Source organism: Arthrobacter sp. P1_B3, assembly GCF_056406615.1.
Genome location: NZ_JBFTZV010000001.1, coordinates 350,902 through 374,628, shown reverse-complemented (window position 1 = coordinate 374,628; position 23,727 = coordinate 350,902). Strand labels below are relative to the sequence as shown.

Genomic DNA, 23,727 nt, shown 5'->3' with positions numbered 1-23,727 from the left:
GCGGCGGTGGCCTAGCGGCCTGTCTTGGGGGCGAACATGCGGGCGATCAGGCGGGCGCCAAGATTGAGCAGCATCACCAGGATGATGAGCACCAGGGCCGCGCCCCAGGCCCGCTGGGAGGACGGATCCGGGTTGGACGGCGAGGTGGGGTTCAGGATTTGGGTGTAGATGAACGTCGGCAGGGAGGCCATCCAGCCGCTGAACACGTTGGTGTTGATGGTGGTAGCGAATCCGGCGGTGACCAGAATCGGTGCGGTTTCGCCGATCACGCGGGCGATCGCCAGGGTGATGCCGGACGCGATGCCGGAGATCGCCGTCGGGAGGACCACTTTGAGGATGGTCCGCCACTTGCGGACGCCGAGGGCGTAGGCGGCCTCGCGGAGTTCGTTCGGCACGATCTTGAGCATTTCCTCGCTGGAGCGGACCACCACCGGGATCATCAGCACCGAAAGTGCGACGGCGGCAACGGCGCCTGTCTTGGTGCCCGGGCCGACCACGGCGAAGAAGGCGGCCGCGGCGAACAGGCCGGCGACGATCGAGGGGATGCCGGTCATGACGTCCACGAAGAAGGTGATGGCCCGGGCCAGCGCGCGGTCCTCGCCGTATTCCACGAGGTAAATCGCGGTCAGCAGGCCCACGGGGACCGAGATGATGGTGGCGAGCACCGTAATCAGCAGTGTGCCCATGAGCGCGTGGTAGATGCCGCCCAGCAAGGGGGCGCCTTCCTCGACCGTCTTGTTGTCGAAGGCGCCGGTGACCCCGTTCATGGAGGTGGTGAGGAATCCGGGGTCCAGGAGCCCGGGGAGCCCGTTGACCAGCACGGTCCAGATCACCGAGAACAGGGGCAGCAGGGCAGCCAGGAAGGCGCCCACAACCAGGCAGGTGGCCAGCTTGTCCTTGGCTTTGCGGGCGCCTTCCACAACCAGGCTCCAGCCCACCAGGCCGGCGGCGAAGAGGATGGCGGAGACGATTGCCCAGCCGAAGGCATTGAAGCCGATCAGCGCCAGGATCGCCGCGCCGAGGACCAGGGCAACGGCCAGGACAATGTACGGCGCAGCCTTGGGCAGCTGGCCCTTGGTCAGTGCCGAGCGCTTGCGTACCGGAGTCAGGGTGGAGGTCATTTAGTTGGCTCCCGAGAATTCTTTGTGCCGGGTGATAATCCCGCGGGCAATCATGTTCACGCCGAGGGTAATGACGAACAGCACCAGGCCGGCGGCGATCAGCGTGCTGACCTTGAGCCCGCTGGCCTCGGGGAAGTTCAGGGCAATCTCGGCGGCGATGGTCTGGTTGCCGCTCTGGATCAGGCTGGCGGTCAGGGCTCCGGAGGACAGGACCAGCGCCACGGCCATGGTCTCGCCGAGGGCCCGGCCTAGTCCCAGCATCACGGCGCTGATGATTCCGGGCCGGCCGAACGGCAGCACGGTCATCCGGATCATCTCCCAGCGGGTGGCCCCGAGCGCAAGCGCGGCCTCTTCGTGCAACTTGGGGGTCTGCAGGAAAATTTCGCGGCTCAGGGACGTGATGATCGGCAGGACCATGACGGCGAGCACGATCCCGGCCGTGAGGATGGTCTTTCCGGTGGCAGAAGCGGGACCCTGGAAGATCGGCAGCCAGCCCATGTTGTTGGCCAGCCAGTTGTAGGCCGGGGAGATTTCATGGGCCAGGAACGCAACGCCCCAGGCACCGTAAACCACGGAAGGAATTGCTGCGAGCAGGTCAATCACGTAGCCCAGGCCGGAGGCGAGCTTGCGAGGTGCGAAGTGCGAGATGAACAGCGCGACGCCGATCGCGATCGGCGTCGCGATCACGAGGGCGATCACCGATGCGATGAGGGTGCCGATGACGAGCGGCCAGATGTAGGTGAAGAATCCTTCGCCGCCCTGGATCTTGTCCGGCGAAGCCACGAGGGCCGGGAACGCCTGGATAACCAGGAACAGTGCCACGCCGAAGAGCACGACGAGGATCAGACACCCTGCCGCCAAGGTGGCTGCGGAAAAGACTTTGTCACCGACGTGGCCTGCGCCCCGGGACTTGGTCAGGGAGGTGGTGGTCACTTCACGGCCCTTCGGTTTGGATCGGGATCCGGCTGCCGGCTGCGGAAAGCCCCGCGGCCGGCGCCCGGCAAATCTTGATGTATGGAACAAACGCGTCGGTTCCCTGCTCCATGGCGGCCGCCGGTGACGGCCGCCATGATGCAGGGAACCTTGATTAGGCTCGTGTTTCCACTATGCCTCGCGGTGCAGCGTAACCCTAGGCCTTGGCCTTGACGGTTTCGACGGCAGCGATTGCCTTGTCCTGGAGGGTCTTGGACAGCGGCGCCGACTTGGCGGCGTCGGCGGCGGACTGCTGGCCCGCGTCGGAAGCGGCGTACTTGACGAACGCCTTGACCAGGTCAGCGGTGGCCTGGGTGTCGTAGGTGGTGCAGACGATGTGGTACGACACCAGAACGATCGGGTAGGCGCCTGCGACCGTGGTGGTGCGGTCCAGCTTGATGGCGAGGTCGTTGGCGCTGCGGCCTTCAACCGGCTTGCCCTCGTCGACTGCCTTGGAAGCGGCATCGGCGGAGATCTTCGTGAAGGAGTCGCCGACCTTGATCTGCGCGGTACCGAGCTTGCCGCTCACAGCGGAGTCGTCGGCGTAGGTCACGGCGCCGGGGGTGTCGGTGACAGTCTTGACGACGCCGGAGGTGCCCTTGGCGTTCTCGCCCTTCAGGCTCGCGGGCCAGATGCCGGCGGCCTTGTCGGTCCAAACCTCAGGGGCGACGGCGGCGAGGTAGTCCGTGAAGTTGGTGGTGGTGCCGGAGTCATCGGAGCGGTTCACCGGGGTGACCTTGAGGTCCGGAAGCGTGACGCCCGGGTTCAGTGCCGCGATGGCGGGGTCGTTCCAGTTGGCGACCTCGCCGCGGAAAATCTTGGCAACGGTGGGAGCGTCAAGCTTCAGGTCCATGATGCCAGGCAGGTTGAAGGCCACGGCGATCGGGGAAATGTAGACCGGGATGTCGATGGCCCCGTCGGGACCGCACTTTTCCTTGGAGCTGGCGAGCTCTTCATCCTTGAGGTAGGCATCCGAGCCGGCGAACTGGGCCGAGCCGTCAAGGATCGCCTTGCGTCCGGCGCCGGAACCGTCCGGGGAGTACTGCACATTGGCGCCCGGGTTGGCTGAAGCAAAGTTGGTCTTCCAGACATCCATGGCTGCGCCCTGGGCGGAAGAACCGATACCGGTCAGGGTGCCGGTGACCGCGGGACCCGAGGCGGACGGCGCCGTGGTCTGGGCCGTGTTGGTTGCGTTGTCCGAACCGCAGGCGGTCAGCGCGAGTGCGCCGACGGCGATTACAGCGATAGCCGCGTTGCGGCCGAAGCGGAGTGCCTTCACTGAGTTGTACCCCTTCCAGGGCTGTGAGTGCCGGGCCAGGAGAAGGCCCGCAGGGATGCGTACGGTTTGTACCTTTACCGACCGTAGGTGGCCCAGGTAAAGAGAATTGCGGACCAAAGTGAACAGCCGGTTAACGACGCAGGGCTATTGGCTTACATATGCCGGGCAGGCATTGTGTTCTGTGCGTCACAGTCGTATCGGCTTCAGTGTGATGGCGGGTGCTGTCCCGGCTGATTGGCCCGGGCTCCGTCCTGCCGCGAACGGCCTGCCGCGAACGGCCGCCCCCGGGCAGCAAATAGACTGGAGGGCATGGCCTCCGCGACTGGACTCACCGCAAGCGCACGATTCCTGCGCGGCCGGGTCCGGACCGGCTTTGTCCGGAGCCGGAACTCCCTGGTCCCGGCCATCCAGATGACCGCTTGCGCCGTCGGCGCCTACGCGTTCGCCGAATACGTCCTGGGCCATTCCGCGCCGTTGTTTGCGGCGACGTCAGCCCTGATTGCCCTCGGGTTTTCCCGCGACCCCCGGCTGCGCCGCGTCATCGAGGTGGGCATGGGCTGCACAATCGGAATCGTGGTCGGGGACCTGCTGCTGCACTGGCTGGGCTCCGGAATCTGGCAGGCCGCCGTCGTGCTCCTTTTCTCCATCCTGCTGGCCAGGTTCCTGGACAGCGGGACGATCTTCACCACCCAGCTGGGCCTGCAGTCCGTGCTCGTGGTGCTCCTGCCCGCGCCCCTCGGGGGGCCTTTCACCCGCAGCATCGACGCCGTGGTGGGCGGGGTATTCGCGCTCCTGGTGACCATCCTCGTTCCCAAGGACCCCCGGCGCGAACCCCGCAGTGACGTCAAGAAGCTCCTGCACGAGCTCGCCGAGGTGCTGCGGGAATGCGCGTCGGCGCTGAGCTACAGCGACTCCACCCAGGCCTGGCATGCCCTCATCCGGGGCCGGAACTGCCAGCCCCTCGTCGACGCCATGCGCCAGTCGCTGCGCGCCTCCGGCGAAGTGGCAACCCTGGCCCCCGCCTACCGGCGGCACCGGGAAGAGCTGGACCATATGGAGCAGTCACTGGACTACATCGACCTCGCGCTGCGCAACAGCCGGGTCTTTGCGCGCCGCCTGACCAGCGCCATCAACCATGCGGCGCTCTCGGACGAGGCCACCCAGAACATTTCCGAGGTCCTGCAGGAGACGGCCGCCGCCGTTGACGAGCTCTCGCGCGGCCTGGCGGAAGTCCACGACGGCGCCCGCCGCGCCCACCTGCGCACGGCCCGGTCCGAGCTGCGGGAGATCGCCGTCCGCCTGCATCCGCGGATGCTGGACGTCCAGCTGCTTGAGGGCGAAACGGTGGTCATGCTGTTCCGCCCGCTCATGGTGGACCTACTGGAGGCCGCCGGGCTGGATTCCAAGGAAGCCCGGGACATTCTTCCCCCGCTGTAGCCCGCCCTGGCACTGCTGACCCCACCGCCGGCGCCCTTGGTTGTCGCTGGGCCCCGATAGTGTGGACCAATGGCTACGAAGACTTCCCGGGGGCCGAAGGCACCCGGCTACAAATGCGCCGAATGCGGCTGGACTACGGCCAAATGGGTGGGCCGCTGCGGCGAGTGTCAGGCGTGGGGCAGCGTGGAGGAGACCGGCACCGCCGTCGCCCGGACGACGGCGGCCACTACGGTCCTTGAACCGGCCCGCCGGATCGCCGACGTCGACGCCACCACTGCCGCTTTCCTGCCCACCGGGGTGGATGAACTCGACCGCGTGCTCGGCGGCGGGCTGGTGCCCGGCGCCGTCATCCTCCTCGCGGGCGAACCCGGGGTGGGCAAATCCACGCTGCTGCTGGATGTCGCGGCCAAGTTCGCCCGCACGGCGCAGGACGTCCTCTACATCACCGGTGAGGAATCCGCCGCCCAGGTCAAGCTCCGCGCGGACCGGATCGACGCCGTGGCCGAATCCTTGTATCTGTCCGCCGAAACGGACCTCGGGCAGGCCCTGGGGCAGGTGGAGAAGCTGGAACCGCGGCTGCTGGTGGTGGACTCCGTGCAGACCCTCAGCAGCGCCGACGTCGAGGGCAGCGCCGGTGGGGTGTCCCAGGTGCGCGAGGTCGCGGCCTCCCTGATCGCCGCGGCCAAGCGCCGCAACATGACCACGCTGCTGGTCGGGCACGTGACCAAGGACGGCTCCATCGCCGGGCCCCGGCTGCTGGAACACCTCGTGGACGTCGTCTGCCAGTTCGAGGGCGAACGGCACTCGCGGCTGCGGCTGCTGCGCGCCGTCAAGAACCGCTACGGACCTACCGACGACGTCGGTTGCTTCGATTTGAACGAGGACGGCATCGAGGGCCTCGCCGATCCCAGTGGACTGTTCGTTTCACGGACCAAGGAGCCCGTTTCGGGAACCTGCATCACGGTCACGCTGGAGGGCCGCCGCCCGCTGCTGGCCGAGGTGCAGGCGCTGCTCGCCGAGAGCGCCAGCTCCCAGCCGCGCCGCGCCACCAGCGGACTGGACAGCTCGCGCGTGGCCATGCTGCTGGCCGTCCTGCAGCAGCGCGCCGGCTGCCTGCTGCACAAGGACGACTCCTATGTCGCAACGGTCGGCGGGGTCAAGCTCAGCGAACCCGCCACGGACCTCGCCGTGGCCCTGGCGGTGGCTTCCGCCAAGGCCAGGAAGCCGCTCCCCCAGCGGCTGATAGCGTTCGGCGAGGTGGGCCTGGCCGGCGAAGTCCGTCCAGTGCCCGGCATTAATCAGCGCATCCAGGAGGCGCACCGGCTCGGCTTCACCCATGCCGTGGTGCCGGCCAGCCCGAACGGGCACGGCCCGGTTCCCGCGGGCTTTTCGGTCCGCGAGGTCGGCCACCTGGCCGAGGCGCTGGGGCTGCTGATCAGCTGACGCCGCGGAGGCCGCGGCGCGCGGGATGATGCGTGTCATCCAGGTCCGCTGAAACAGATAAGCTCTTGCCAAAGATACCCCCCGGGGGTATCTTTGGCGTAGCCGCAGATGACTGAACTTCCTTCAGGAGCACGCACCATGGAACACCGGCACAGCAGCCCAGGCGCGGACCAGGGCATCCAGAATCAAGGCACGCACCCGACGCCGCACGGTAACCATGCTGCGAAGCCGGGCGCCTCCCCCGCCGCCGTCCCTGCCACCGCAGGCTCCGCCGGGGACGACCACACCGTGCACAGCCACGGCCAACACGCCGGGCACAGCGTCGCCATGTTCAGGGACAGGTTCTGGCTGACGCTGGCCCTGGCCGTGCCGGTGCTCTTCTTCAGCCCCATGTTCGCGGAGCTCCTGGGCTACGCACCTCCCGCCTTTCCCGGCTCTGCCTGGATCCCGCCCGTGTTCGGTACGGTGATCTTCCTTTACGGCGGCCGGCCGTTCCTCAAGGGCGGGCTCAATGAACTGAAGACCCGTAAGCCGGGCATGATGCTGCTGATCGCCATGGCCATCAGCGTCGCCTTCATCGCCTCCTGGGTGACCAGCCTCGGCATCGGCGGTTTCGATCTCGACTTCTGGTGGGAGCTGGCGCTGCTGGTCCCCATCATGCTGCTGGGCCACTGGATCGAGATGCGCGCCCTCGGCTCGGCCCAAGGCGCACTGGACGCCCTGGCGGCGCTGCTGCCCGATGAGGCGGAACGTGTCACGGACGCCGGCTTGGAGACTGTCAGCGTCTCCCAGCTCCGCGCCGGGGACACCATCCTGGTCCGCCCCGGCGGCCGGATGCCGGCCGACGGCACGGTCAGCGACGGCCAGGCCGACTTCGACGAATCGATGATCACCGGCGAATCAAAGACCGTCCTGCGAACACCCGGTGATCCCGTGGTGGCCGGTACCATCGCCACGGACAGTTCCGTGCGGGTCCGGGTGTCAGCCATCGGCGAGGACACCGCCCTGGCCGGGATCCAGCGCCTCGTGGCCGAGGCACAGGCATCCTCCTCCCGGGCCCAGGCCCTCGCCGACCGGGCTGCGGCGTTCCTCTTCTACTTCGCCGCCGGCACCGGCGTCCTGACCTTCATCTTCTGGACCCTGATGGGCAGCGTCACCGACGCCGTCACCCGCACTGTGACCGTGCTCGTGATCGCATGCCCCCACGCGCTGGGGCTTGCCATCCCGCTCGTCATCGCCATCTCCACTGAGCGGGCGGCCCGGGCGGGCGTCCTGATCAAGAACCGGATGGCGCTGGAGCGCATGCGGACAGTCGACGTCGTGCTGTTCGACAAGACCGGAACCCTGACCAGGGGCGAGCCGGAGCTCAAGGAGGTCGCCGCCGCAGGCACGGGCACAGCAGCCGGCCAGGACGCAGTGCTTGGACTCGCGGCCGCCGTGGAGGCGGACAGCGAACATCCGCTGGCCCGCTCGATCGTTGCCGCCGCCCGGGACCGGGGACTAAAGATTCCGACGGCGGACGGGTTCACCTCGCTGACCGGCCGCGGAGTCCGCGCCACGGTCGATGGCCGCACGGTCCAGGTGGGCGGCCCGGCCCTGCTCCGGGAGCTGGGTTTGCAGGAACCGCGGTCTTTGGCCGCCACCACCGGCGCCTGGCTGGAGCGCGGCGCGGCGGTGCTCCACATCGTCGACGGCGGCACAGTCGTGGGCGCTGTCAGCCTCGAGGATGCCGTGCGGCCCGAGTCCCGCCAGGCCGTCCGGGCCCTCCAGGCACGCGGCATCAAGGTGGCCATGGTCACCGGCGACGCCCGCCAGGTGGCGCACGCCGTCGCCGCGGAACTTGCCATCGATGAAGTGTTCGCCGAGGTCCTCCCCGCCGACAAGGACAAGAAGGTGGCGGAACTGCAGGGCCGCGGACTGAAAGTGGCCATGGTGGGCGACGGCGTCAACGACTCCCCCGCACTGGCACGGGCGGAGGTGGGGATCGCGATTGGCGGCGGCACGGATGTGGCAGTGGAATCCGCGGGCGTGGTCCTGGCCGGCAACGATCCGCGGGCCGTGCTGTCGATGCTGGATCTGTCCAAGGCGAGCTACCGGAAGATGTGGCAAAACCTCGTGTGGGCCACCGGATACAACATCATCTCGGTGCCGCTGGCGGCCGGGGTCCTCGCCTTCGCGGGGATCGTCCTCTCCCCCGCCGCGGGCGCCGTGATGATGTCGGCGTCGACCATTGTGGTTGCCCTCAACGCCCAGTTGCTGCGCAGGCTCAAGCTCAACCCGGCCGCTGTCGGCTGACCGCAAGGACGCCCCCATGCCGGAAACCAGCCGCCGCGAGTCATCCTTCGGGAGATCCTATGCCCGCGTGGGTCCGCGGATGGATGCCCGCGGGGCAACGGAGCACCGCCGGCGGCTCGTGGCAGCGGCTCACGGCGTCGTCATCGAAATCGGGGCGGGCTACGGGGCCACCTTCGCGTTTTACCCTTCAGCGGTGACCGGTGTGCTGGCCCTCGAACCGGACCCCACGCTCCGGGGGCTGGCCCTCGCCGCCGCGAGCAAGGCACCGGTGCCTGTCAGGGTGAAAGACGGCGTGGCGGAAGCGCTGCCGGCGGCGGACGCCTCGGTGGACGTCGTCGTCTCCAGTTTGGTGCTGTGCAGCGTGGCGGACCAGTCCGCCGCGCTGGCGGAGGTGGTCAGGGTCCTGCGCCCCGGCGGCTTGCTGCTGTTCTATGAACACGTCCGCTCCGCACACCGCGTCCTGGGCGCCGCCGAAGACCTGGTCACCCCGCTATGGAGCCGGGTGGCAGGCGGCTGCCACCCGAACCGCGACACAGCCGCCGTGATCGCCGGGGCCGGCCTCACCGTGCAGGGCCTCGAGCGCTTTGGCTTTTCGGTCCTCCCCGGCAACCCGCGGCTTGCCCACGTTCTTGGGATGGCGAGCAAGTCCTGAGCCCCCGGCCCGCATACGCCGTTACAACGGAGGGGGCGCACGACAGAGGGGCGCCTGCCGCGATGGCAGACGCCCCTCTGGTCAATCATTTAAACCCGGCATTCAAACCCGGCGTTCAAACCGGGCCGCTGGGCCCTGGAAGTTGGGCCCGGCCGGCTAGGCCTTCTTCGGAGGCAGGGCCAGCTTGAAGACCTTGGCCCACGTGGAACCGACCTGCTTCAGCAGCGGACCCGTGGTGTACGGCAGTCCGTAGCGCTTGCAGATCTCCTGCACCTTCGGTGCCACTTCCGCGTAGCGGTTCGAGGGCAGGTCCGGGAACAGGTGGTGCTCGATCTGGTGCGAGAGGTTGCCGGTCATGAGGTGCATGAACTTGGAGCCGGAGATGTTGGCCGAGCCGATCATCTGGCGCACATACCAGTCGCCGCGGGTCTCGCCTTCCACCATTTCCTCGGTGAAGGTGTCAGTGCCTTCGGGGAAGTGGCCGCAGAAGATCACCGCGTGCGCCCACACGTTGCGGACGGCGTTGGCGGTCAGGGTGCCGTAGAGGGCCTGTTTGCCGGAACCGGTCAGCATGGCGACGGCGGGCGTGGCGGCGTAGTCCTTGGTGAACTGCGTCAGGGCCTTGCGGCCGAGGGCCTTCAGGTCCTTGGTCAGGGCTTCCTTGGATTTCCGGCCCTCTTTGTAGTCCACCAGTTCGAGGTCGTAGATCGCGATGCCCCACTCGAAGACGGGTGCCAGCAGTGCGTTGTAGAGCGGATTGCCCAGGTTGAAGGGCGTCCATTCCTGGTCCGGATCCATCCGCAGCAGGTTGTATCCGATGTCGTTGTCCTTGCCGACCACATTTGTCCAGCGGTGGTGGAGATCGTTGTGGGTGTGCTGCCAGGAGCGTGCGGGGGTGACGAAGTCCCATTCCCACGTGGTGGAGTGGATGTCCGGGTCCCGCATCCAGTCCCACTGGCCGTGCAGGATGTTGTGCCCGAGTTCCATGTTTTCCAGGATCTTGGCGAAGCTCAGCAGTGTGGTGCCGGCGATCCAGGCGGGCTTCTTCTTGCTGACCAGCAGCAGGGCACGGCCGGAGAGCTCCAGGCCGCGCTGGATCTTGATCATCCGCCGGATGTAGGCGGCGTCAGATGCGCCGCGCTTGGCGAGGATGTCGTCCTTGATGGCGTCGAGTTCGCGCCCCAGCTCCGCCACCTGCTCGTCGGAGAGGTGGGCGGCCGCGGGCGGGCGCAGCAACGGGCTGCCGGTCTCGGCCAGGGCGCCGGGCCGCGTCTTCGCGGCCGTTCGCACCTCTGCTGCTGGGGCGCCGGCGGCTGACCCGTCTGTACCGCCTGCGGCGGTGGCGTCGTTGTCGGAAATATCCGGTTTGTTGGAAACAATCGTCATGCGGTGATACTCCTCAGAGGTCGAGGTTAACGGGGCCGGCGGCTGCCGACACGCACGTCTGGATTAGTTGGCCGGGCTCGCCGTGCACTTCGTTCGTGCGAAGGTCACGGACCTGGCCGGCACGCAGCGGGATGAGGCAGCTGTGGCAAATGCCCATGCGGCAGCCGCTGGGCATCAGGATGCCGGCGTCCTCGCCGACATCGAGCAGCGGGGTGTCCCCGTCTGCCTCGACTTCGCGGTCGGAGGCCTCGAAGGTGACCAGTCCGCCGTCGTGCCCGGCACCGCCGGCGAGGCTGGTGCTGAAGCGTTCGATCGTCAGGGTGCCCGCCCGGGCCGCCGCGGCCTGCTGAGCGTCCTCGGCTTCGGCTTCCCACAGCGCCTCGGCGTCGTTGAGGAAGCCTTCCGGGCCGCATGCGTAGGCGGCGCGCTGGCGCCAGTCCGGGCACAGCCGGTCCAGGTCGGCGGCAGAGGTGAAGTCCAGCCGTCCGCGCTCCCCGGTGAACCAGTGCGTGACGCGCAGGTTGGGGAACTGGTCGGCGAGCTCGGCGAGTTCTTCACGGAAGATGGTGTCCGCGGCGGTGCGGGCGGTATGGATCAGGACGACGTCGGAGTCGGGGCGGTGCGGCACGAGGGTGCGGATCATCGACATCACCGGCGTGATTCCGCTGCCGGCTGTGAGCATGAGCAGCGGGCGCGGGTGTTCCGGCAGGACGAAGTCGCCCTGCGGAGGCGCCAGGAACAGGACGTCGCCCGGTTTGGTGCCGCGCACGAGGGCCCCGGAGACGGCGCCCATGTCGGTAACGGTGATTGCCGGATCCTGTCCGGCGGGGGCGCTGAGCGAATAGGACCGCCAGTGGCGGACGCCGTCGAGCTCGACGCCAATACGGGCCCACTGGCCGGCAAGATGCGCTTGCCAGCCGCGGCCGGGACGGAAGAAAATGGTGGCGGAATCGGCCGTTTCTGGAACCACCTTGGTAACCACGCCGCGCAATTGGCGGGCGGAAAACACAGGATTGAACAGCGACAGAATGTCTTCTGGAGCTAGGGGGGTGGTCAGTAGAGATGCGGCGCGCGCCAGCTTACGGAGCCGGATCATTCACCAAGCTTATGTCAGATTGGGCCATACTTCTTCACCCAAGGCATACGATCGACTCGAGAAAACTATCCCGCCGCAACAACTCATCGGATTGTCCATGAACGCATCCCCTGCCAGGGAGCCCGCCGGCCCCGCCCCCGCCTACGATCCGCCATGGCTGGCCCTGCCGCGGGAGGTCAGCGACATGCTGCGTCCCAGGATGCCCGGCATCGTCGAGGCGATCATCGAGGCCGTCCCCCAGCTCGTTCCGGCGTACGCCAGGCCGATTGAGGGGCGCTTCGGCAGGGGCCTGAGAAGGGGCGTGGCCGCGGCGCTGGACCGGTTCCTGCAACTGCCCGGGACCCGGCTGCCGGCGTTGTCCGAGGAAAGCCGGGAGCTGGTGGCCGGGCTGGGCAGCGGCGAGTTCCGGCAGGGGCGGAGCATGGACGCGCTCCTGAGCGCCTACCGGATGGGTGCCCGCGTGACCTTCCGGGAAATGTCCAAGGTTTCCGTGGAACACCACCTGGGCCAGGGCGTCGTGGTGGATCTGGGCGAATCGATCCTCGCGTACATCGATGAGCTGTCGGCGGTCAGCGCCGAGGCCTACGCCTTTGAACAATCCGAACGCGCCGGAGCGGTGGACCGGCGACGCACAGAACTGCTGGACCTGCTCCTGCTCGGCCAGGCCGACGAGGCGGCCCTGCGCCAGACGGCGGCGATGGCGGACTGGTCCCTGCCCCAGCGCATGGCGGTGGTGACGCTTCCGCTGGACCGGGCAGCCGGGCTGCGGCTGCGCCTCGGTCCAGGCACCCTAGTGATTGAGCGCGAGACCGACGTCGTGGCCCTGGTTCCGGCGCGGAAATCGCAGTCCGCCCGGGAGGACCTGGACCGTGCCCTGAAGGGGCGCGGCGCCTCCGTGGGGCCGTCCGGCGGCTGGGAGAGGGTTCCGGATTCACTGCGGCTGGCCGTGCTGGCGGCCGCGGCGCTGCCTCCGCGCGAAGGGCCGGACGATCCCCCGATCTGGGCCGACGAGCATTTGGCGCAGGTGATTCTCGGAGCGGAGCCCTCGGCAATCACCGAACTGGCCACCCGGCGGCTCGCGCCGCTCGAAGGGCTCCGGCCCGCGCAACGCGAGCGGCTCGCCGAAACGCTGCTCTCCTGGCTGCGGCACTGGGGCCAGCGGGCACCTGTGGCCGCCGAGCTCGGGATCCACCCGCAGACCGTGGGCTACCGGGCCGCGCAGCTGCGCGAGCTCTTCGGCGACGCCCTCGAGGATCCAACGGCGCGCTTCGAACTCGAACTGGCCCTGCACGCCGGCCGGCGGTAGGCGGCCGGGCGAGGCCGGCGTTCGACGTCGGCACCGACTTCGGGGGCCGGCGGCGGGCAGCAGCGGCCGGCGAGGCCGGCGCCCGGCGGCGGGCCCCGGATTACCCGGCGAGCGCCCGCCGGCTGTGGAGCCGCAGCTCCAGGTCGTGCATCACGAGCGCCGCCAGGTCCTCCAGCGCAGCGGTGTCCTCATCGCTGAAGTCTCGGGGCTCACGGTCCAGGATGCACAAGGTGCCCAGGTTGTAGCCGTCCGGAGTGCGCAACGGCACCCCTGCATAGAACTGCAGGCCGAACTCGCCGGCCACGAGAGGGTTGGACAGCGTCCGGGGATCGTTGATGGCGTCCCGGACAATCCAGGCATCCCCTTGCAGGACGGCGGAGGCGCACAACCCGGGGTCCCGGCCGATCTCGGTAACGTCCGTGCCGTGGTGGGACTTGAACCAGATCCGGTCATGGTCCACAACACTGACAATTGCCACGGGCACCGAGAACATGCGTGCGGCCAGCGCCGCGATCCGGTCGAAGGCGCCATCCGCGGGAGTGTCGAGGATCCCGTACCGCCCGACCGCCTGCATCCGCCCGTCTTCGTCGGTCAGCAGCGCGGCCGCTTCCCTGCGGTGGCGACCCGCGCCATTGATGACTTCCTGGCGCAGGGCCAGGGACACTTCCCGGGCCGGCGGGCGGGCCGCCGGATCCCTGTCCAGCATGGAGGTCAGCAGGACCGACCACAGGGGCGCCAGCTCTTCGGGGATGTGCGGGTCCTGGAGCAGCCGGGCCAGGGCGGACTGGACCGGCGCGCCGGGGTACGCCATTTTCCCGGTCAGGCCTTCCAGCAGGACCAGCCCCAGCGAATAGACATCGCTGGCAGGGCCGGCCGGTTCACCGGCGGCCTGTTCGGGGCTGAGGTAGGCCGGGGTGCCGGAGCTGTCGTCGGGGTCGCCGCAGTGGCCCTCGCGGACGGTGATGGCCACGCCGAAGTCGCTGAGTTTGGCGCGTGGACGCCGGTCCTCGGCGCTGTAGTCCACCAGCAGGATGTTGGCCGGTTTGACGTCCCGGTGGATGATGCCGTGGTGGTGGATGTGCGCCAGTCCGTCGGCGAGATCGTGCCCGATCAGCGCCATGTGGGCCGCCGAAAGCGGGCCCTCGGCCGAGCGGCGCCGGAGGTCGGGGCCGCGGACGAGTTCCATCACCAGATAGCTGAGCCGGCGGCTCGGGTCACTCAGGTCGGTCCCGGCGTCGAACAGTGTCACGAGGGCGTGGTGGGCCATCCCTGCCAGGATCCGCACTTCCTCGCTTTGCCTGCGGGTCCGTTCCTCGTCCACAGTGCCGTCGCGGAAAAGTTTGACCGCCACTTCGCGTCCCAGGACCTCGTCCGTGGCACGGTACACACTCGATTGGCTGCCCCGGCCAATGAGTTCTTCGATCCGGTAGCGCCCGCTGAGCAGGAAACCGGGGTCCATGGTTGTCAAAAGGTCTACGTGGTCCCTCTAATGGGGCCGCCGCTGGAATCGGGCGGATCAGTCCAAAGCCGGAAAACTGATCCCGGCACCCGCATCATAAGCAAGCTTACTTATGATAGCGCGGAAACCGGATTTCGGAAGACGTCCGGGCGGTCTTCCGGCCCGGCGTCCTGCCGCTATTTCGCGGGGTTGTGGGTCCCGATCGGCACCAGGGTGAGGTCAGGGTGGTTCTTTTCGATCCGGCGCAGGGCCCAGACGTCGTTGAACAGGGCCAGATATTCCCCGTCAGAGCGCAACAGGACTTCGGCGCCGGGGACGTTGGCCAGCGCCGGCATGGCGTCGGCGGTCGAGATCCGGGCCATGGAATACGGGAGTCGTTCCAGCCGCATCGGGGCGCTGAAGTCGTGTGCCATGCGGTCTTCGACGACTTCGAACTGCATGGGGCCGACGGCGGCAAGGACGGGCGCCTGGTCGCCGCGGATATCGGAGCGGAGCACCTGGATAACGCCCTCGTGCTCGAGTTGTTCGATGCCGCGGCGGAACTGCTTGAACCGGCTAGGGTCCTTGGAGCGCGCCACCTGGAAGTGCTCCGGGGCGAACAGCGGGATCGCCGGGAACTCCACCGGCTGGTCCAGGAACAGGCTGTCCCCCACCCGGAGGGAGGAGGCGTTGACGAGGCCAACCACATCGCCCGGGAATGCCTCGTCGATCACCTCGCGTTCGCGGCCGAAGACCTGCTGGGCGTATTTGGTGGCGAAGGATTTCCCTGTCCGGCTCTGGGTGACCACCATGCCGCGCTCAAACATGCCGGAGCAGACCCGGATGAAGGCAACGTGGTCCCGGTGGGCCTTGTTCATGCCGGCCTGGACCTTGAAGACGAATCCGGCGAACGGGGCATCGACCGGGCGGGGCTCGCCTTCGACGTCGGGCCGCGGGGCAGCGGGCGGCGCAAAGTCGACGAGGGCGTCGAGGATTTCCTTTACGCCGAAGTTCAGCGCGGCCGAGCTGAAGAGGATCGGCGTCGCCTTGCCGGCATGGAAGGCCTGGACGTCGAACGCCAGGTTGGATTCGATGACCAGCCCGGCCTCGTCCACGGCGTTGGACCAGTCCTCGCCCTGGCTGGCCGCGGCCTCGTCCGGGGTGAAGTATTCGGTGAGGGCGATGTTGGCGCCGGAGTTGTTCCGCTTGAACTGCGCGAAGCGGTCGTTGCGCAGGTCCCAGACGCCCCGGAAGTCGCCGGAGATGCCCACGGCCCAGGTCAGCGGCATGGGCTGCAGTCCGGTGCGCTCGGTGATCTCGTCCATGAGGGCCAGGGCGTCCAGGCCGGGCCGGTCCCACTTGTTGATGACCGTGATGATGGGCAGGTTCCGCTGCTTGCAGACCTCGAAGAGCTTCATGGTCTGGGTTTCCAGGCCCTTCGCGGCGTCGACCAGCATGACGGCGCAGTCCACGGCTGCGAGCACGCGGTAGGTGTCCTCGGAGAAGTCCGCGTGGCCCGGGGTGTCCAGGAGGTTGATGACGGTGTCCCGGTAGCCGAACTGCAGGGCGGCGGAGCTGATGGAGATGCCGCGGTCCTTTTCCATCTGCATCCAGTCCGAGACCGTTTCCTTGCGGTTGGCCTTGCCGCTGGAGGCGCCGGCCGTGCCGATCACCTTTGCGTGCAGCGCAAGGGCCTCCGTCAGGGTGGATTTGCCGGCGTCGGGGTGCGAAATGACCGCGAAAGTCCGGCGCCGGGCCGCCTGCTTGTGAATCTCCTGGACTCGGGCGGGGCTGAGGACTTCTTGAGACACGATGCTACTTTCGCTGCGGCTGTGGACGGGTCACGGCGCGGAGAGCCCGCGGTACACCCAAGGACTCAAGTTTATCGCAGGCCGCGGACCGCGCACGAAGCGGCGGCCATTCAGCGCCAAAATGCCTTCGCGGACGGGACCCGGGACAGCCGTTCCGGGGGCTTCCGGCGGCATGCCGCAATGGACCACTTTAAGGCTTGCCTGTGCGGAAGTTGCGGTACTTTGCCCCTATCATGGGGAGAGCGGGGAACTGAGTACTTTTGATCCTGCCGGGGGACCCTGGAAACCGGCGCACTTGCAGGCTCTCGCCTGCACCTTTGAAGGGGAAATCTATGGCTCGGAGCCCTGAAGATGCGCTCAAGGCGACTCTGGCCAGGGTGGCACCGGGCACAGCCCTCCGCGACGGCCTGGAACGCATCCTCCGCGGACGGACCGGCGCGCTGATCGTGCTGGGCATCGACAGGACCATCGAGTCCATCTGTTCGGGCGGCTTCGAGATCGGCATCGACTTCTCCCCCACCCGGCTGCGGGAACTGGCGAAGATGGACGGTGCCATTGTCTGCGACAAGGATGCCAGCAACATCCTGCGCGCGGCGGTCCAGCTCGTCCCGGACTCGAGCATCGAAACGCAGGAATCGGGCACCAGGCACCGGACCGCGGAACGAGTGGCCATCCAGACGGGTGTCCCGGTCATCTCAGTCAGCCAGTCAATGCAGATCATCGCCCTGTACGTGCACGGACTACGCCACGTCCTGGAGGGCTCCGAGAAAGTCCTGGCCCGCGCCAACCAGGCCCTGGCAACCCTGGAACGCTACCGCTCGCGCCTGGACCAGGTGACCAGCTCGCTCTCCGCCCTGGAAATCGAGGCCATGGTGACGGTCCGCGACGTCGCGGTCACGCTTCAGCGCCAGGAAATGGTGCGCAGGATCTCCGAGGAAATCTCCCAGTACGTCCTGGAACTGGGCGAGGACGGCCGCCTGCTCTCCCTGCAGCTGGACGAGCTCACCGTGGGCCGCGGCCCGGGCAGCGACGTCATCATCCGCGACTACTCCGGCCCGGCCGCAACGGCGGAGGACATCGACGACGCGGTCAAAGCCCTTGTCAGCCTGGGCCCAACCGAGCTGATTGACCTCGGCAAGATCGCCGGGATCGTCGGCTTCGCCGGCGGCGAGGCCAACCTCGACGCCGTCGTCCAGCCGCGCGGCTACCGGCTGCTCTCCGGCCTTAAGGCCGTGCCGAAGGCAGTCGCCGACCGGCTCGTCGACCACTTTGGCGGCCTGCAGTTCCTGATGGCGGCAACGATCGATGACCTCATGACCGTGGACGGGATCGGTGACCAGCGCGCCAGGACCGTCAGGGAAGGCCTGAGCCGCATGGCCGAGGCCAGCCTGCTGGACCGGTTCCTCTAACCCCCTCCAACACCCGTCGGTTGCTCCCCGCCGGCCCCCTCGCCTCGCAAGCTCGGCCAGGGAACCCTGCCGGCGTGGGCCCAGATGCCCTTTTGATCGCCCAAAAGGGCACCTACCGACGGGGGTTAGCGGGGCTGACTGGGGTTAGTTGAGTTGGAACACGGCCTTGGGGCTGGTCTTGTTCGCCAGCCGGGCGGTGAAGACATAGTAGGCGCCGCCGGCACCGGGCTCGGCCTCGACGGGTTCGCAGCCCTGCACCGTGCGGTTGCGCTGCCACGGGAAGTTGGCGGTCTCGCTCTTGCCCGGCGCAATGGTCTTCGTCAGGTCCGTGCTCTCCGCCTGACAGTCCTTGGAAGAGAAAATCCGGTCCGAGCCGCTGGTGATCATGTATTCCATCTGGGAAGTGCCGATGTTGACCTCGCACGGCACTTTGTTGTTGTTAGTCACCTTGAGGCTCAGCAGCGGCTTCTCCCCCGCGGCATAGACCTGCTTGTCGGTGGCAGCTGTGACTATCACCAGGTTCTGCTCGCAGCCATCGCCCGATGATGCGGCGGGTGACGCCGAAGGATCCCTGGACGCCTTGGGGCTACCGGACGCGGACGCGGCCGGCAGGCTCGCCGGCGCCGCTCCGGACGGCTGGTCGCCAGAAGACTGGCCGCCGCTCATGGCACTCGAGACCGCGACGAAGCCACCGAAGACCACGGCGATGACGAGCAGCAGGACCAGGCCAGCAAACAGCCGGCGACGGCGGTATACCGGGCGGAGTGGTGGCCGTCCGGTTTTCCGCCCGGATTGTCCTGGGGGCGAACCTTTCGTCCTCGAACCGCCCGTTCCTGAATTGCCTTGCCTGACCATTCTTCTAGCCTAGAGAACCGTGCGGGCTATGGCGCCCGACCACGCCGCGGGACCTGCCGCCGTCCCGATCCGTTACCCCGATCTATTACGCTGAATGGATCGAAACTCTAACCCCAACGCCCCCCGTATCCGCTCCGGCACAGCGGCAACCCCTGCCCGCCGGGCCGCGCGCCCGCGCCGCCGATCTCACCGCGCTTCATGCCGCCTTGGACGACTGGTTCGCAGCCAATGCAAGGGAACTGCCATGGCGGGCTGCGGAGTGCACGCCCTGGGGCGTGCTGGTCAGCGAGGTCATGCTCCAGCAGACGCCGGTGGTCCGGGTCCTGCCGGTCTGGGAGGAATGGCTGCGCCGCTGGCCGGAGCCGTCCGATCTGGCGCGCGAGCCCGCCGGGGAAGCCGTCCGGTCCTGGGGCCGGCTGGGGTATCCCCGGCGCGCCCTGCGCCTGCACGCGGCCGCCGTCGCCATCAGGGACAGCCACGACGGCGCCGTCCCCGACGCCTACACCGAGCTCCTGGATCTCCCCGGCGTGGGCAGCTACACGGCCGCGGCCGTCGCGGCGTTCGCCTACGGACGCCGCGAAACAGTGGTGGACACGAACATCCGCCGGGTCCATGCGCGGCTTCTCACCGGCTCGGCCCTGCCGGCGCAGGCCCTGACCGCTGCCGAAATGCGGCTGGCGGCGTCCCTGCTCCCGGACGACCCCGGCGCCTCGGTGCGCTGGAACGCCTCCGTCATGGAACTCGGTGCACTGGTCTGCACGGCGCGGGCCCCCAAGTGCGGCCAGTGCCCTGTCCGGGAGTCCTGCGCCTGGCTGGCTGCCGGCGAGCCGCCGCCAACGTACACGCCCAAGGGACAGGCCTGGCACGGCACGGACCGGCAGGTGCGCGGCGCCGTGATGGCCGTCCTGCGCGTAGCCGAGGACCCCGTGTCGCCGGTGCTGTTCCACGAGGCCCCTGCGGACCTGGGCTTCGAACCGCAGGGAATCGGGATCCCGCTCGCGGCCCTGCACCGGCTCAACGCGGCTCCCGAGCAGCTGGAACGGGCGCTGGCCGGCCTGCTGGGCGACGGCCTCGCGGAACTGCACCGGGGCGGCTTCCGGCTTCCGGGCTGAGGATCTACGCTGGAGCATGCGCAAGCTGGCGGCCGCGGCCGCACTGGCCCTCACCGCCGTCCTGGTAACCTCGTGCCGGCCGGAGGCCGCCTGCCCGGCGATCGCTCAGGCGCCCGTCGTGTCCCTGACCGTGGACCGGGAATACGCACCGTCGGTGCGGACCATCCACCTTTTGGCCTGCCAGGACGGCCGCTGCAAGGAAGCGGACCTGGAACTGGTTCCCGGGAGCACCACCGTGGACCAACGCTGCGAACCCGGCCGTTACGGCGGCGACGGCGTCTGTTCGGCCACGTCTTCGCCCGACGGCACCCTGACCGGCATGTTGATGATGGAGACGCTGACGGCCAGCCCCATCGGGGTGACGGCCACGGGCACGGATACCGCCGGGAACCCGCTGCCGGCACGGACCGCGGCCTTCACGCCCCGCGCGGCGCAGCCGTTTGGCGAGCAGTGCGGAACCTTCATCACGGCCGGCGTGGTGCTGGACGCGGCCGGCCTTCGGCAGGCACCCTAACCCCGGCACCCCGGAACCCCAGCCCCGGACGCTCGGCCAGCCAGACCCGCACGGCCCGCCAGGTTTGCCTGCGAAATCCAGGCCCCGCCTACGGTTCTCCGAACCCCGAACTGACCAGGCGCTCCAGGTAGCCGACCGCCTTGGCGGCGTCCGGGCCGCTGGCCTCCACATGCAGGACTGTTCCCTTGCCCGCGGCGAGCATCATGAGCTCGGTCATGGAGGCGCCATCGGCGCCGTTGACGGTCACGTCGGCGTCCATGGCGGACAGGCCGCCGGCAATCTTCGCCGCCGGCCGGGCGTGCATGCCAGCCTGGTTGACGAGCTCGAAGTCCCCCGTGGCGTCCGGCGGCTGCTGGTGTACGTGCTCGGCCTCCGCGGGGTGGGCCGGGGGCCGGTAGACGGCCTCGGCCGCGTCCTTCACCGCCGCCGCTTCGGCCCCCGCCTGGGCAGCCACCGCTGCTGCAACCAGTCCTTCCACCAGGGGTGCGTCCGCGAGCAGCACCGATCCCGGATCCGGCGCGAACTCCGCTGCGGACTCGGCCGTCATCACGGCGGATCCGAGGTCCGTGAGTACCACGACGCCGTCACCGGCGGCCTGCTCGAGCGCAGCCATGACCTTCTCCAGGCTCGTGCCGATCCGGCCGTCGTCGGTACCACCGGCGGGGAGGATCAGGACGTCGGGGGCCATCTGGGCAGCGAGCTCGGCGGCGCCGTCCGCGATCTTGGCGCTGTGCGAGACAACGACTAGCCGGACTGTCATTCGGCTGCCCCGGCGGCGGCGCGCAGGATCAGTGCGCTGGAGACCGCTCCCGGGTCACGGTGGCCGATGCTGCGCTCCCCGAGGTAGCTGGCGCGGCCCTTGCGGGCGAGCATCGGATCCGTGGACACGGCGCCGGCTTCGGCGGCCTCCGCCGCGGCAAGCAGCACCTTCCGGACGTCGCCGTCGCCAGCCGCGGCAGCGGCGGCCTCGATCGCGGGCGTCCACGCGTCCACCATGGTCTTGTCCCCGGACTCGGCCTTACCGCGGACGACGATGCCGTCGCGGGCGGCCTGCAGGGCGGCGGCCAAGGTGGCGGCGTCGACGTCGGAGGTGTTGCCCAGCGCTGTGGCGGCCCGCAGGAATGCCGTGCCGTACAGCGGACCGGCCGCCCCTCCCACCTTGGACATCAGCGTCATGGCCGTCAGTTTCAGGGCGGCGCCCGGGGTTTCCGGCGGTGTCTCGGCGAGTTTGTCCATCACGGCCTTGAAGCCGCGGTCCATGTTCTCACCGTGGTCCGAGTCCCCGATAGGCCGGTCCAGCTCGATCAGCTCCACCCGGTGATCCGCCATGGCCTGCGCCGAAAGGGTCAGCCAGCGCACGGCCCAGCCGACATCCAGCCCCACCGTCAGACGCCCCAGCGGAGGGCCGGAGTGTGGACGGGAGCGTCCCAGAGCGACGTCATTTCGTCATCGAGGCGCAGGACCGTGATGGAGCAGCCCTGCATTTCCAGGGACGTGATGTAGTTGCCCACGAGGGAGCGTGTCACGGTGACGCCCTGCTCCGCCAGTCTCTGCGCGGCCCGGCGGTACACGATGTACAGCTCGCTTGCCGGGGTGCCGCCCATGCCGTTGACGAAGAGGAGCACCTGGTCCCCGGAGCTAAGTCCGAGGTCGCTGACCACCGGGTCCAGGAGGCGGTCGGTGATGCCGTCGGCGTTTTCCATGGCAATCTTGTGCCGTCCCGGCTCGCCGTGGATGCCGATCCCGATCTCGATCTCGTTTTCCTCGAGCTCGAAGCTGGGGACTCCCGCGTGCGGAACGGTGCAGGCGGACAAAGCAACGCCCATGCTGCGCACGTTCTGGTTGACGCGGTCACCGATCGCGGCGACGGCGTCCAGGTTGTCGCCGCGTTCGGCGGCCGCCCCGGCGATCTTCTCGACCAGGACAGTACCGCCGACGCCCCGGCGGCCGGCCGTGTACAGCGAATCCTGCACGGCGACGTCGTCGTTGACCAGGACGGTGCGGACCTCGACGCCTTCTGCTTGCGCGAGTTCGGCGGCGGTTTCGAAGTTCAGGACGTCACCGGTGTAGTTCTTCACGATGTGCACGACGCCGGCGCCGGAGTTCACGGCCAGCGTGGCCGGCAGGATCTGGTCCGGGGTGGGCGAGGTGAACACGGCGCCCGGAACGGCGGCGTCGAGCATGCCCATTCCCACGTAGCCGCCGTGCAGCGGCTCATGTCCGCTGCCGCCGCCGGAGACGAGTCCGACTTTCCCCGCCACGGGCGCGTCTTTGCGCACGATGTATTTCGGGTCCGGAAAGACGGTCACGAGGTCGGCGTGTGCAAGCCCGAACCCTTCCACTGACTCGTCGACCACGGCTTTGGGATCATTGATGAGTTTCTTCATGGCGGTGCTCCCTGGATGGTGTCCTGGCTGCTTGCTTAGACCCTACTACCGGGGCACGGCCGGCGGTAGGCTCCCGATTCCCTCGGCCCGGGGGCTCCTGGCGGGGCTTCGAATCCCGGACCGGCGGGTTGTTGCGGTGCGTTCCTGCGGATGCTTCAGGCTTGTTTGTCGGCCCACGCCGGGAAATGCGGCCAGGCGTCGACGCCCAGCCATGAGAACGGCGGCGCTGCGAGCCGGCCTTTGCGGGCGCGGGACGTGGCCGGTGGCGCTGCGGCCGCAGGCGCCGGGCCAGCGGTTTGTCCCGTCACGGGAGCACCCGTGCCGGGCGAGGAGCGGTTGGTGGATTCTACCGGTGGCGCTTCCAGCGGCTGGCCGGGCAGCTGGACCGGCGGCACTGCCGGAGCGCTGGCTATTGTCCTGTGAACGGCGGAGAAATCGGGAAAAATCACGTCTTTATGCAATTTTTTGCCTCCGAAAGTATGGCGGCCCACCCCCTGGGCCGGGATCAGTTTATCCACCAAATTTATTGAAGGGAAGCCCCGGGCGGACGTCGTGTTCCAGGCGGCTGCGGGTGCCGGCCGGAATCCGCCGAAAGTTCCCCGGACGGGCACAGCCGGCGGGCGCTACAGCTCCTTGATCATCCTGGTGTTGCCGAGCGTGTTCGGCTTGACCCGGGCCAGGTCCAGGAACTCGGCCACGCCTTCGTCATGCGAGCGCAGGAGTTCGGAGTACACCACGGGATCGACCGCGCTCTGGTCAGCCATGACTTCAAAGCCGTGTTTCTTGAAGAAATCCACTTCGAACGTCAGGCAGAAGACGCGCGAGACTCCCAGCGCGCGGGCATCCCCCAGCAGACGCTCCACCAGCGCGTGGCCCACGCCCTTGCCGCGCCAGGCATCCGAAGCCGCGAGGGTGCGCACCTCGGCGAGATCCTCCCACATGACATGCAGCGCTCCGCAGCCGATCACCTCGCCGTCTTGCGATTCGGCGATCCGGAATTCCTGCAGGCTTTCGTAGTAGGCCACGGTTTCTTTGGCCATGAGGATCCGCTGGTCGGCCAGCGGCGCCACGAGCGTCTTGATGGCGCCAACGTCGCCGGTGCGGGCAGGGCGGATGCGGATCGTCTCAGTCGCGGTCTCAGTCACGGTCTCAGTCACAGCCCAATCTTACGGGTGCCCCGGGTCCGGCCGGCTCGCGGCCGGTCCCGGGGACGG

General features: G+C 68.5%; 21 protein-coding genes. 8 read left to right on the top strand and 13 right to left on the bottom strand.

What is annotated here, in order from left to right; translation table 11 throughout:
* Window positions 1–11 precede the first annotated feature (11 nt).
* The 3 genes from pstA to pstS all read right to left on the bottom strand — a co-directional run bounded on the left by pstA (window position 12) and on the right by pstS (window position 3,372).
* Entirely contained in the window at window positions 12–1,121 is a 1,110-nt protein-coding gene (pstA, locus tag AC1D2F_RS01745) for a phosphate ABC transporter permease PstA (protein ID WP_229995115.1), read from the bottom strand.
* Window positions 1,122–2,054: a phosphate ABC transporter permease subunit PstC gene (pstC, locus tag AC1D2F_RS01740; RefSeq protein WP_229995116.1), complete on the bottom strand. Its 933-nt coding sequence runs from the start codon at window positions 2,052–2,054 to the stop codon at window positions 1,122–1,124.
* Between the two features lie 196 nt (window positions 2,055–2,250).
* The gene (pstS, locus tag AC1D2F_RS01735; protein ID WP_229995117.1) at window positions 2,251–3,372 is read right to left on the bottom strand and encodes a phosphate ABC transporter substrate-binding protein PstS; all 1,122 of its coding nucleotides are present in this window, start codon (window positions 3,370–3,372) and stop codon (window positions 2,251–2,253) included.
* Window positions 3,373–3,681: 309 nt separating this feature from the next.
* Between pstS and AC1D2F_RS01730 the strand changes: the two genes are divergently transcribed.
* The 4 genes from AC1D2F_RS01730 to AC1D2F_RS01715 all read left to right on the top strand — a co-directional run bounded on the left by AC1D2F_RS01730 (window position 3,682) and on the right by AC1D2F_RS01715 (window position 9,199).
* A complete protein-coding gene (locus AC1D2F_RS01730; protein WP_229995118.1) occupies window positions 3,682–4,809 on the top strand; it encodes an FUSC family protein in 1,128 nt (375 codons plus the stop codon).
* 69 nt (window positions 4,810–4,878) lie between these two features.
* Window positions 4,879–6,252 carry a DNA repair protein RadA gene (gene radA / locus AC1D2F_RS01725; protein ID WP_229995119.1) on the top strand — a complete coding sequence of 458 codons (1,374 nt, stop codon included), beginning with the start codon at window positions 4,879–4,881 and terminating at the stop codon, window positions 6,250–6,252.
* A 138-nt stretch (window positions 6,253–6,390) separates the two neighbouring features.
* A complete protein-coding gene (locus tag AC1D2F_RS01720; protein ID WP_229995120.1) occupies window positions 6,391–8,547 on the top strand; it encodes a copper-translocating P-type ATPase in 2,157 nt (718 codons plus the stop codon).
* Window positions 8,548–8,563: 16 nt separating this feature from the next.
* Complete coding sequence (locus tag AC1D2F_RS01715) at window positions 8,564–9,199, top strand: class I SAM-dependent methyltransferase (protein ID WP_229995121.1); 636 nt, start codon at window positions 8,564–8,566, stop codon at window positions 9,197–9,199.
* Between the two features lie 156 nt (window positions 9,200–9,355).
* Here the strand turns inward: AC1D2F_RS01715 and AC1D2F_RS01710 are convergent, their stop codons facing one another.
* Complete coding sequence (locus AC1D2F_RS01710; protein ID WP_229995122.1) at window positions 9,356–10,585, bottom strand: fatty acid desaturase family protein; 1,230 nt, start codon at window positions 10,583–10,585, stop codon at window positions 9,356–9,358.
* Window positions 10,586–10,598: 13 nt separating this feature from the next.
* Complete coding sequence (locus AC1D2F_RS01705; RefSeq protein WP_229995123.1) at window positions 10,599–11,681, bottom strand: ferredoxin reductase; 1,083 nt, start codon at window positions 11,679–11,681, stop codon at window positions 10,599–10,601.
* A 97-nt stretch (window positions 11,682–11,778) separates the two neighbouring features.
* Here AC1D2F_RS01705 and AC1D2F_RS01700 point away from each other — a divergent pair, with 97 nt between their 5' ends.
* The gene (locus AC1D2F_RS01700; RefSeq protein WP_476966056.1) at window positions 11,779–12,987 is read left to right on the top strand and encodes a PucR-like N-terminal domain-containing protein; all 1,209 of its coding nucleotides are present in this window, start codon (window positions 11,779–11,781) and stop codon (window positions 12,985–12,987) included.
* A 100-nt stretch (window positions 12,988–13,087) separates the two neighbouring features.
* Here AC1D2F_RS01700 and AC1D2F_RS01695 read toward each other — a convergent pair whose 3' ends face one another.
* Window positions 13,088–14,446: a protein kinase domain-containing protein gene (locus AC1D2F_RS01695; RefSeq protein ID WP_229994142.1), complete on the bottom strand. Its 1,359-nt coding sequence runs from the start codon at window positions 14,444–14,446 to the stop codon at window positions 13,088–13,090.
* Window positions 14,447–14,622: 176 nt separating this feature from the next.
* On the bottom strand, window positions 14,623–16,236 hold the full coding sequence (locus AC1D2F_RS01690) for a peptide chain release factor 3 (RefSeq protein ID WP_229994141.1): 1,614 nt from the start codon (window positions 16,234–16,236) through the stop codon (window positions 14,623–14,625).
* Between the two features lie 332 nt (window positions 16,237–16,568).
* Here AC1D2F_RS01690 and disA point away from each other — a divergent pair, with 332 nt between their 5' ends.
* Window positions 16,569–17,645 (top strand): DNA integrity scanning diadenylate cyclase DisA, encoded by a 1,077-nt coding sequence (disA, locus tag AC1D2F_RS01685; protein ID WP_229994140.1) that lies wholly within the window; start codon window positions 16,569–16,571, stop codon window positions 17,643–17,645.
* A gap of 144 nt (window positions 17,646–17,789) precedes the next feature.
* Here the strand turns inward: disA and AC1D2F_RS01680 are convergent, their stop codons facing one another.
* Window positions 17,790–18,500 (bottom strand): hypothetical protein, encoded by a 711-nt coding sequence (locus tag AC1D2F_RS01680; protein WP_229994139.1) that lies wholly within the window; start codon window positions 18,498–18,500, stop codon window positions 17,790–17,792.
* Window positions 18,501–18,775: 275 nt separating this feature from the next.
* Between AC1D2F_RS01680 and AC1D2F_RS01675 the strand changes: the two genes are divergently transcribed.
* Together AC1D2F_RS01675 and AC1D2F_RS01670 are read left to right on the top strand one after the other, a co-directional pair.
* Window positions 18,776–19,612, top strand: a complete 837-nt coding sequence (locus tag AC1D2F_RS01675) for an HhH-GPD family protein (protein WP_356815756.1) — start codon at window positions 18,776–18,778, stop codon at window positions 19,610–19,612.
* Between the two features lie 16 nt (window positions 19,613–19,628).
* Window positions 19,629–20,126 carry a hypothetical protein gene (locus tag AC1D2F_RS01670; RefSeq protein ID WP_229994137.1) on the top strand — a complete coding sequence of 166 codons (498 nt, stop codon included), beginning with the start codon at window positions 19,629–19,631 and terminating at the stop codon, window positions 20,124–20,126.
* 88 nt (window positions 20,127–20,214) lie between these two features.
* Here the strand turns inward: AC1D2F_RS01670 and dhaM are convergent, their stop codons facing one another.
* The 5 genes from dhaM to AC1D2F_RS01645 form a co-directional block, all read right to left on the bottom strand.
* Window positions 20,215–20,886 (bottom strand): dihydroxyacetone kinase phosphoryl donor subunit DhaM, encoded by a 672-nt coding sequence (gene dhaM / locus AC1D2F_RS01665; protein ID WP_364746897.1) that lies wholly within the window; start codon window positions 20,884–20,886, stop codon window positions 20,215–20,217.
* Window positions 20,883–21,509, bottom strand: a complete 627-nt coding sequence (gene dhaL / locus AC1D2F_RS01660; RefSeq protein ID WP_229994135.1) for a dihydroxyacetone kinase subunit DhaL — start codon at window positions 21,507–21,509, stop codon at window positions 20,883–20,885. Before dhaL ends, dhaM begins: the two co-directional genes overlap by 4 nt.
* A gap of 2 nt (window positions 21,510–21,511) precedes the next feature.
* Window positions 21,512–22,513: a dihydroxyacetone kinase subunit DhaK gene (gene dhaK, locus AC1D2F_RS01655; protein ID WP_476966055.1), complete on the bottom strand. Its 1,002-nt coding sequence runs from the start codon at window positions 22,511–22,513 to the stop codon at window positions 21,512–21,514.
* A gap of 155 nt (window positions 22,514–22,668) precedes the next feature.
* Complete coding sequence (locus AC1D2F_RS01650; RefSeq protein WP_229994133.1) at window positions 22,669–22,962, bottom strand: hypothetical protein; 294 nt, start codon at window positions 22,960–22,962, stop codon at window positions 22,669–22,671.
* 174 nt (window positions 22,963–23,136) lie between these two features.
* Window positions 23,137–23,670 (bottom strand): amino-acid N-acetyltransferase, encoded by a 534-nt coding sequence (locus AC1D2F_RS01645; protein ID WP_229994132.1) that lies wholly within the window; start codon window positions 23,668–23,670, stop codon window positions 23,137–23,139.
* Window positions 23,671–23,727: the final 57 nt, after the last annotated feature.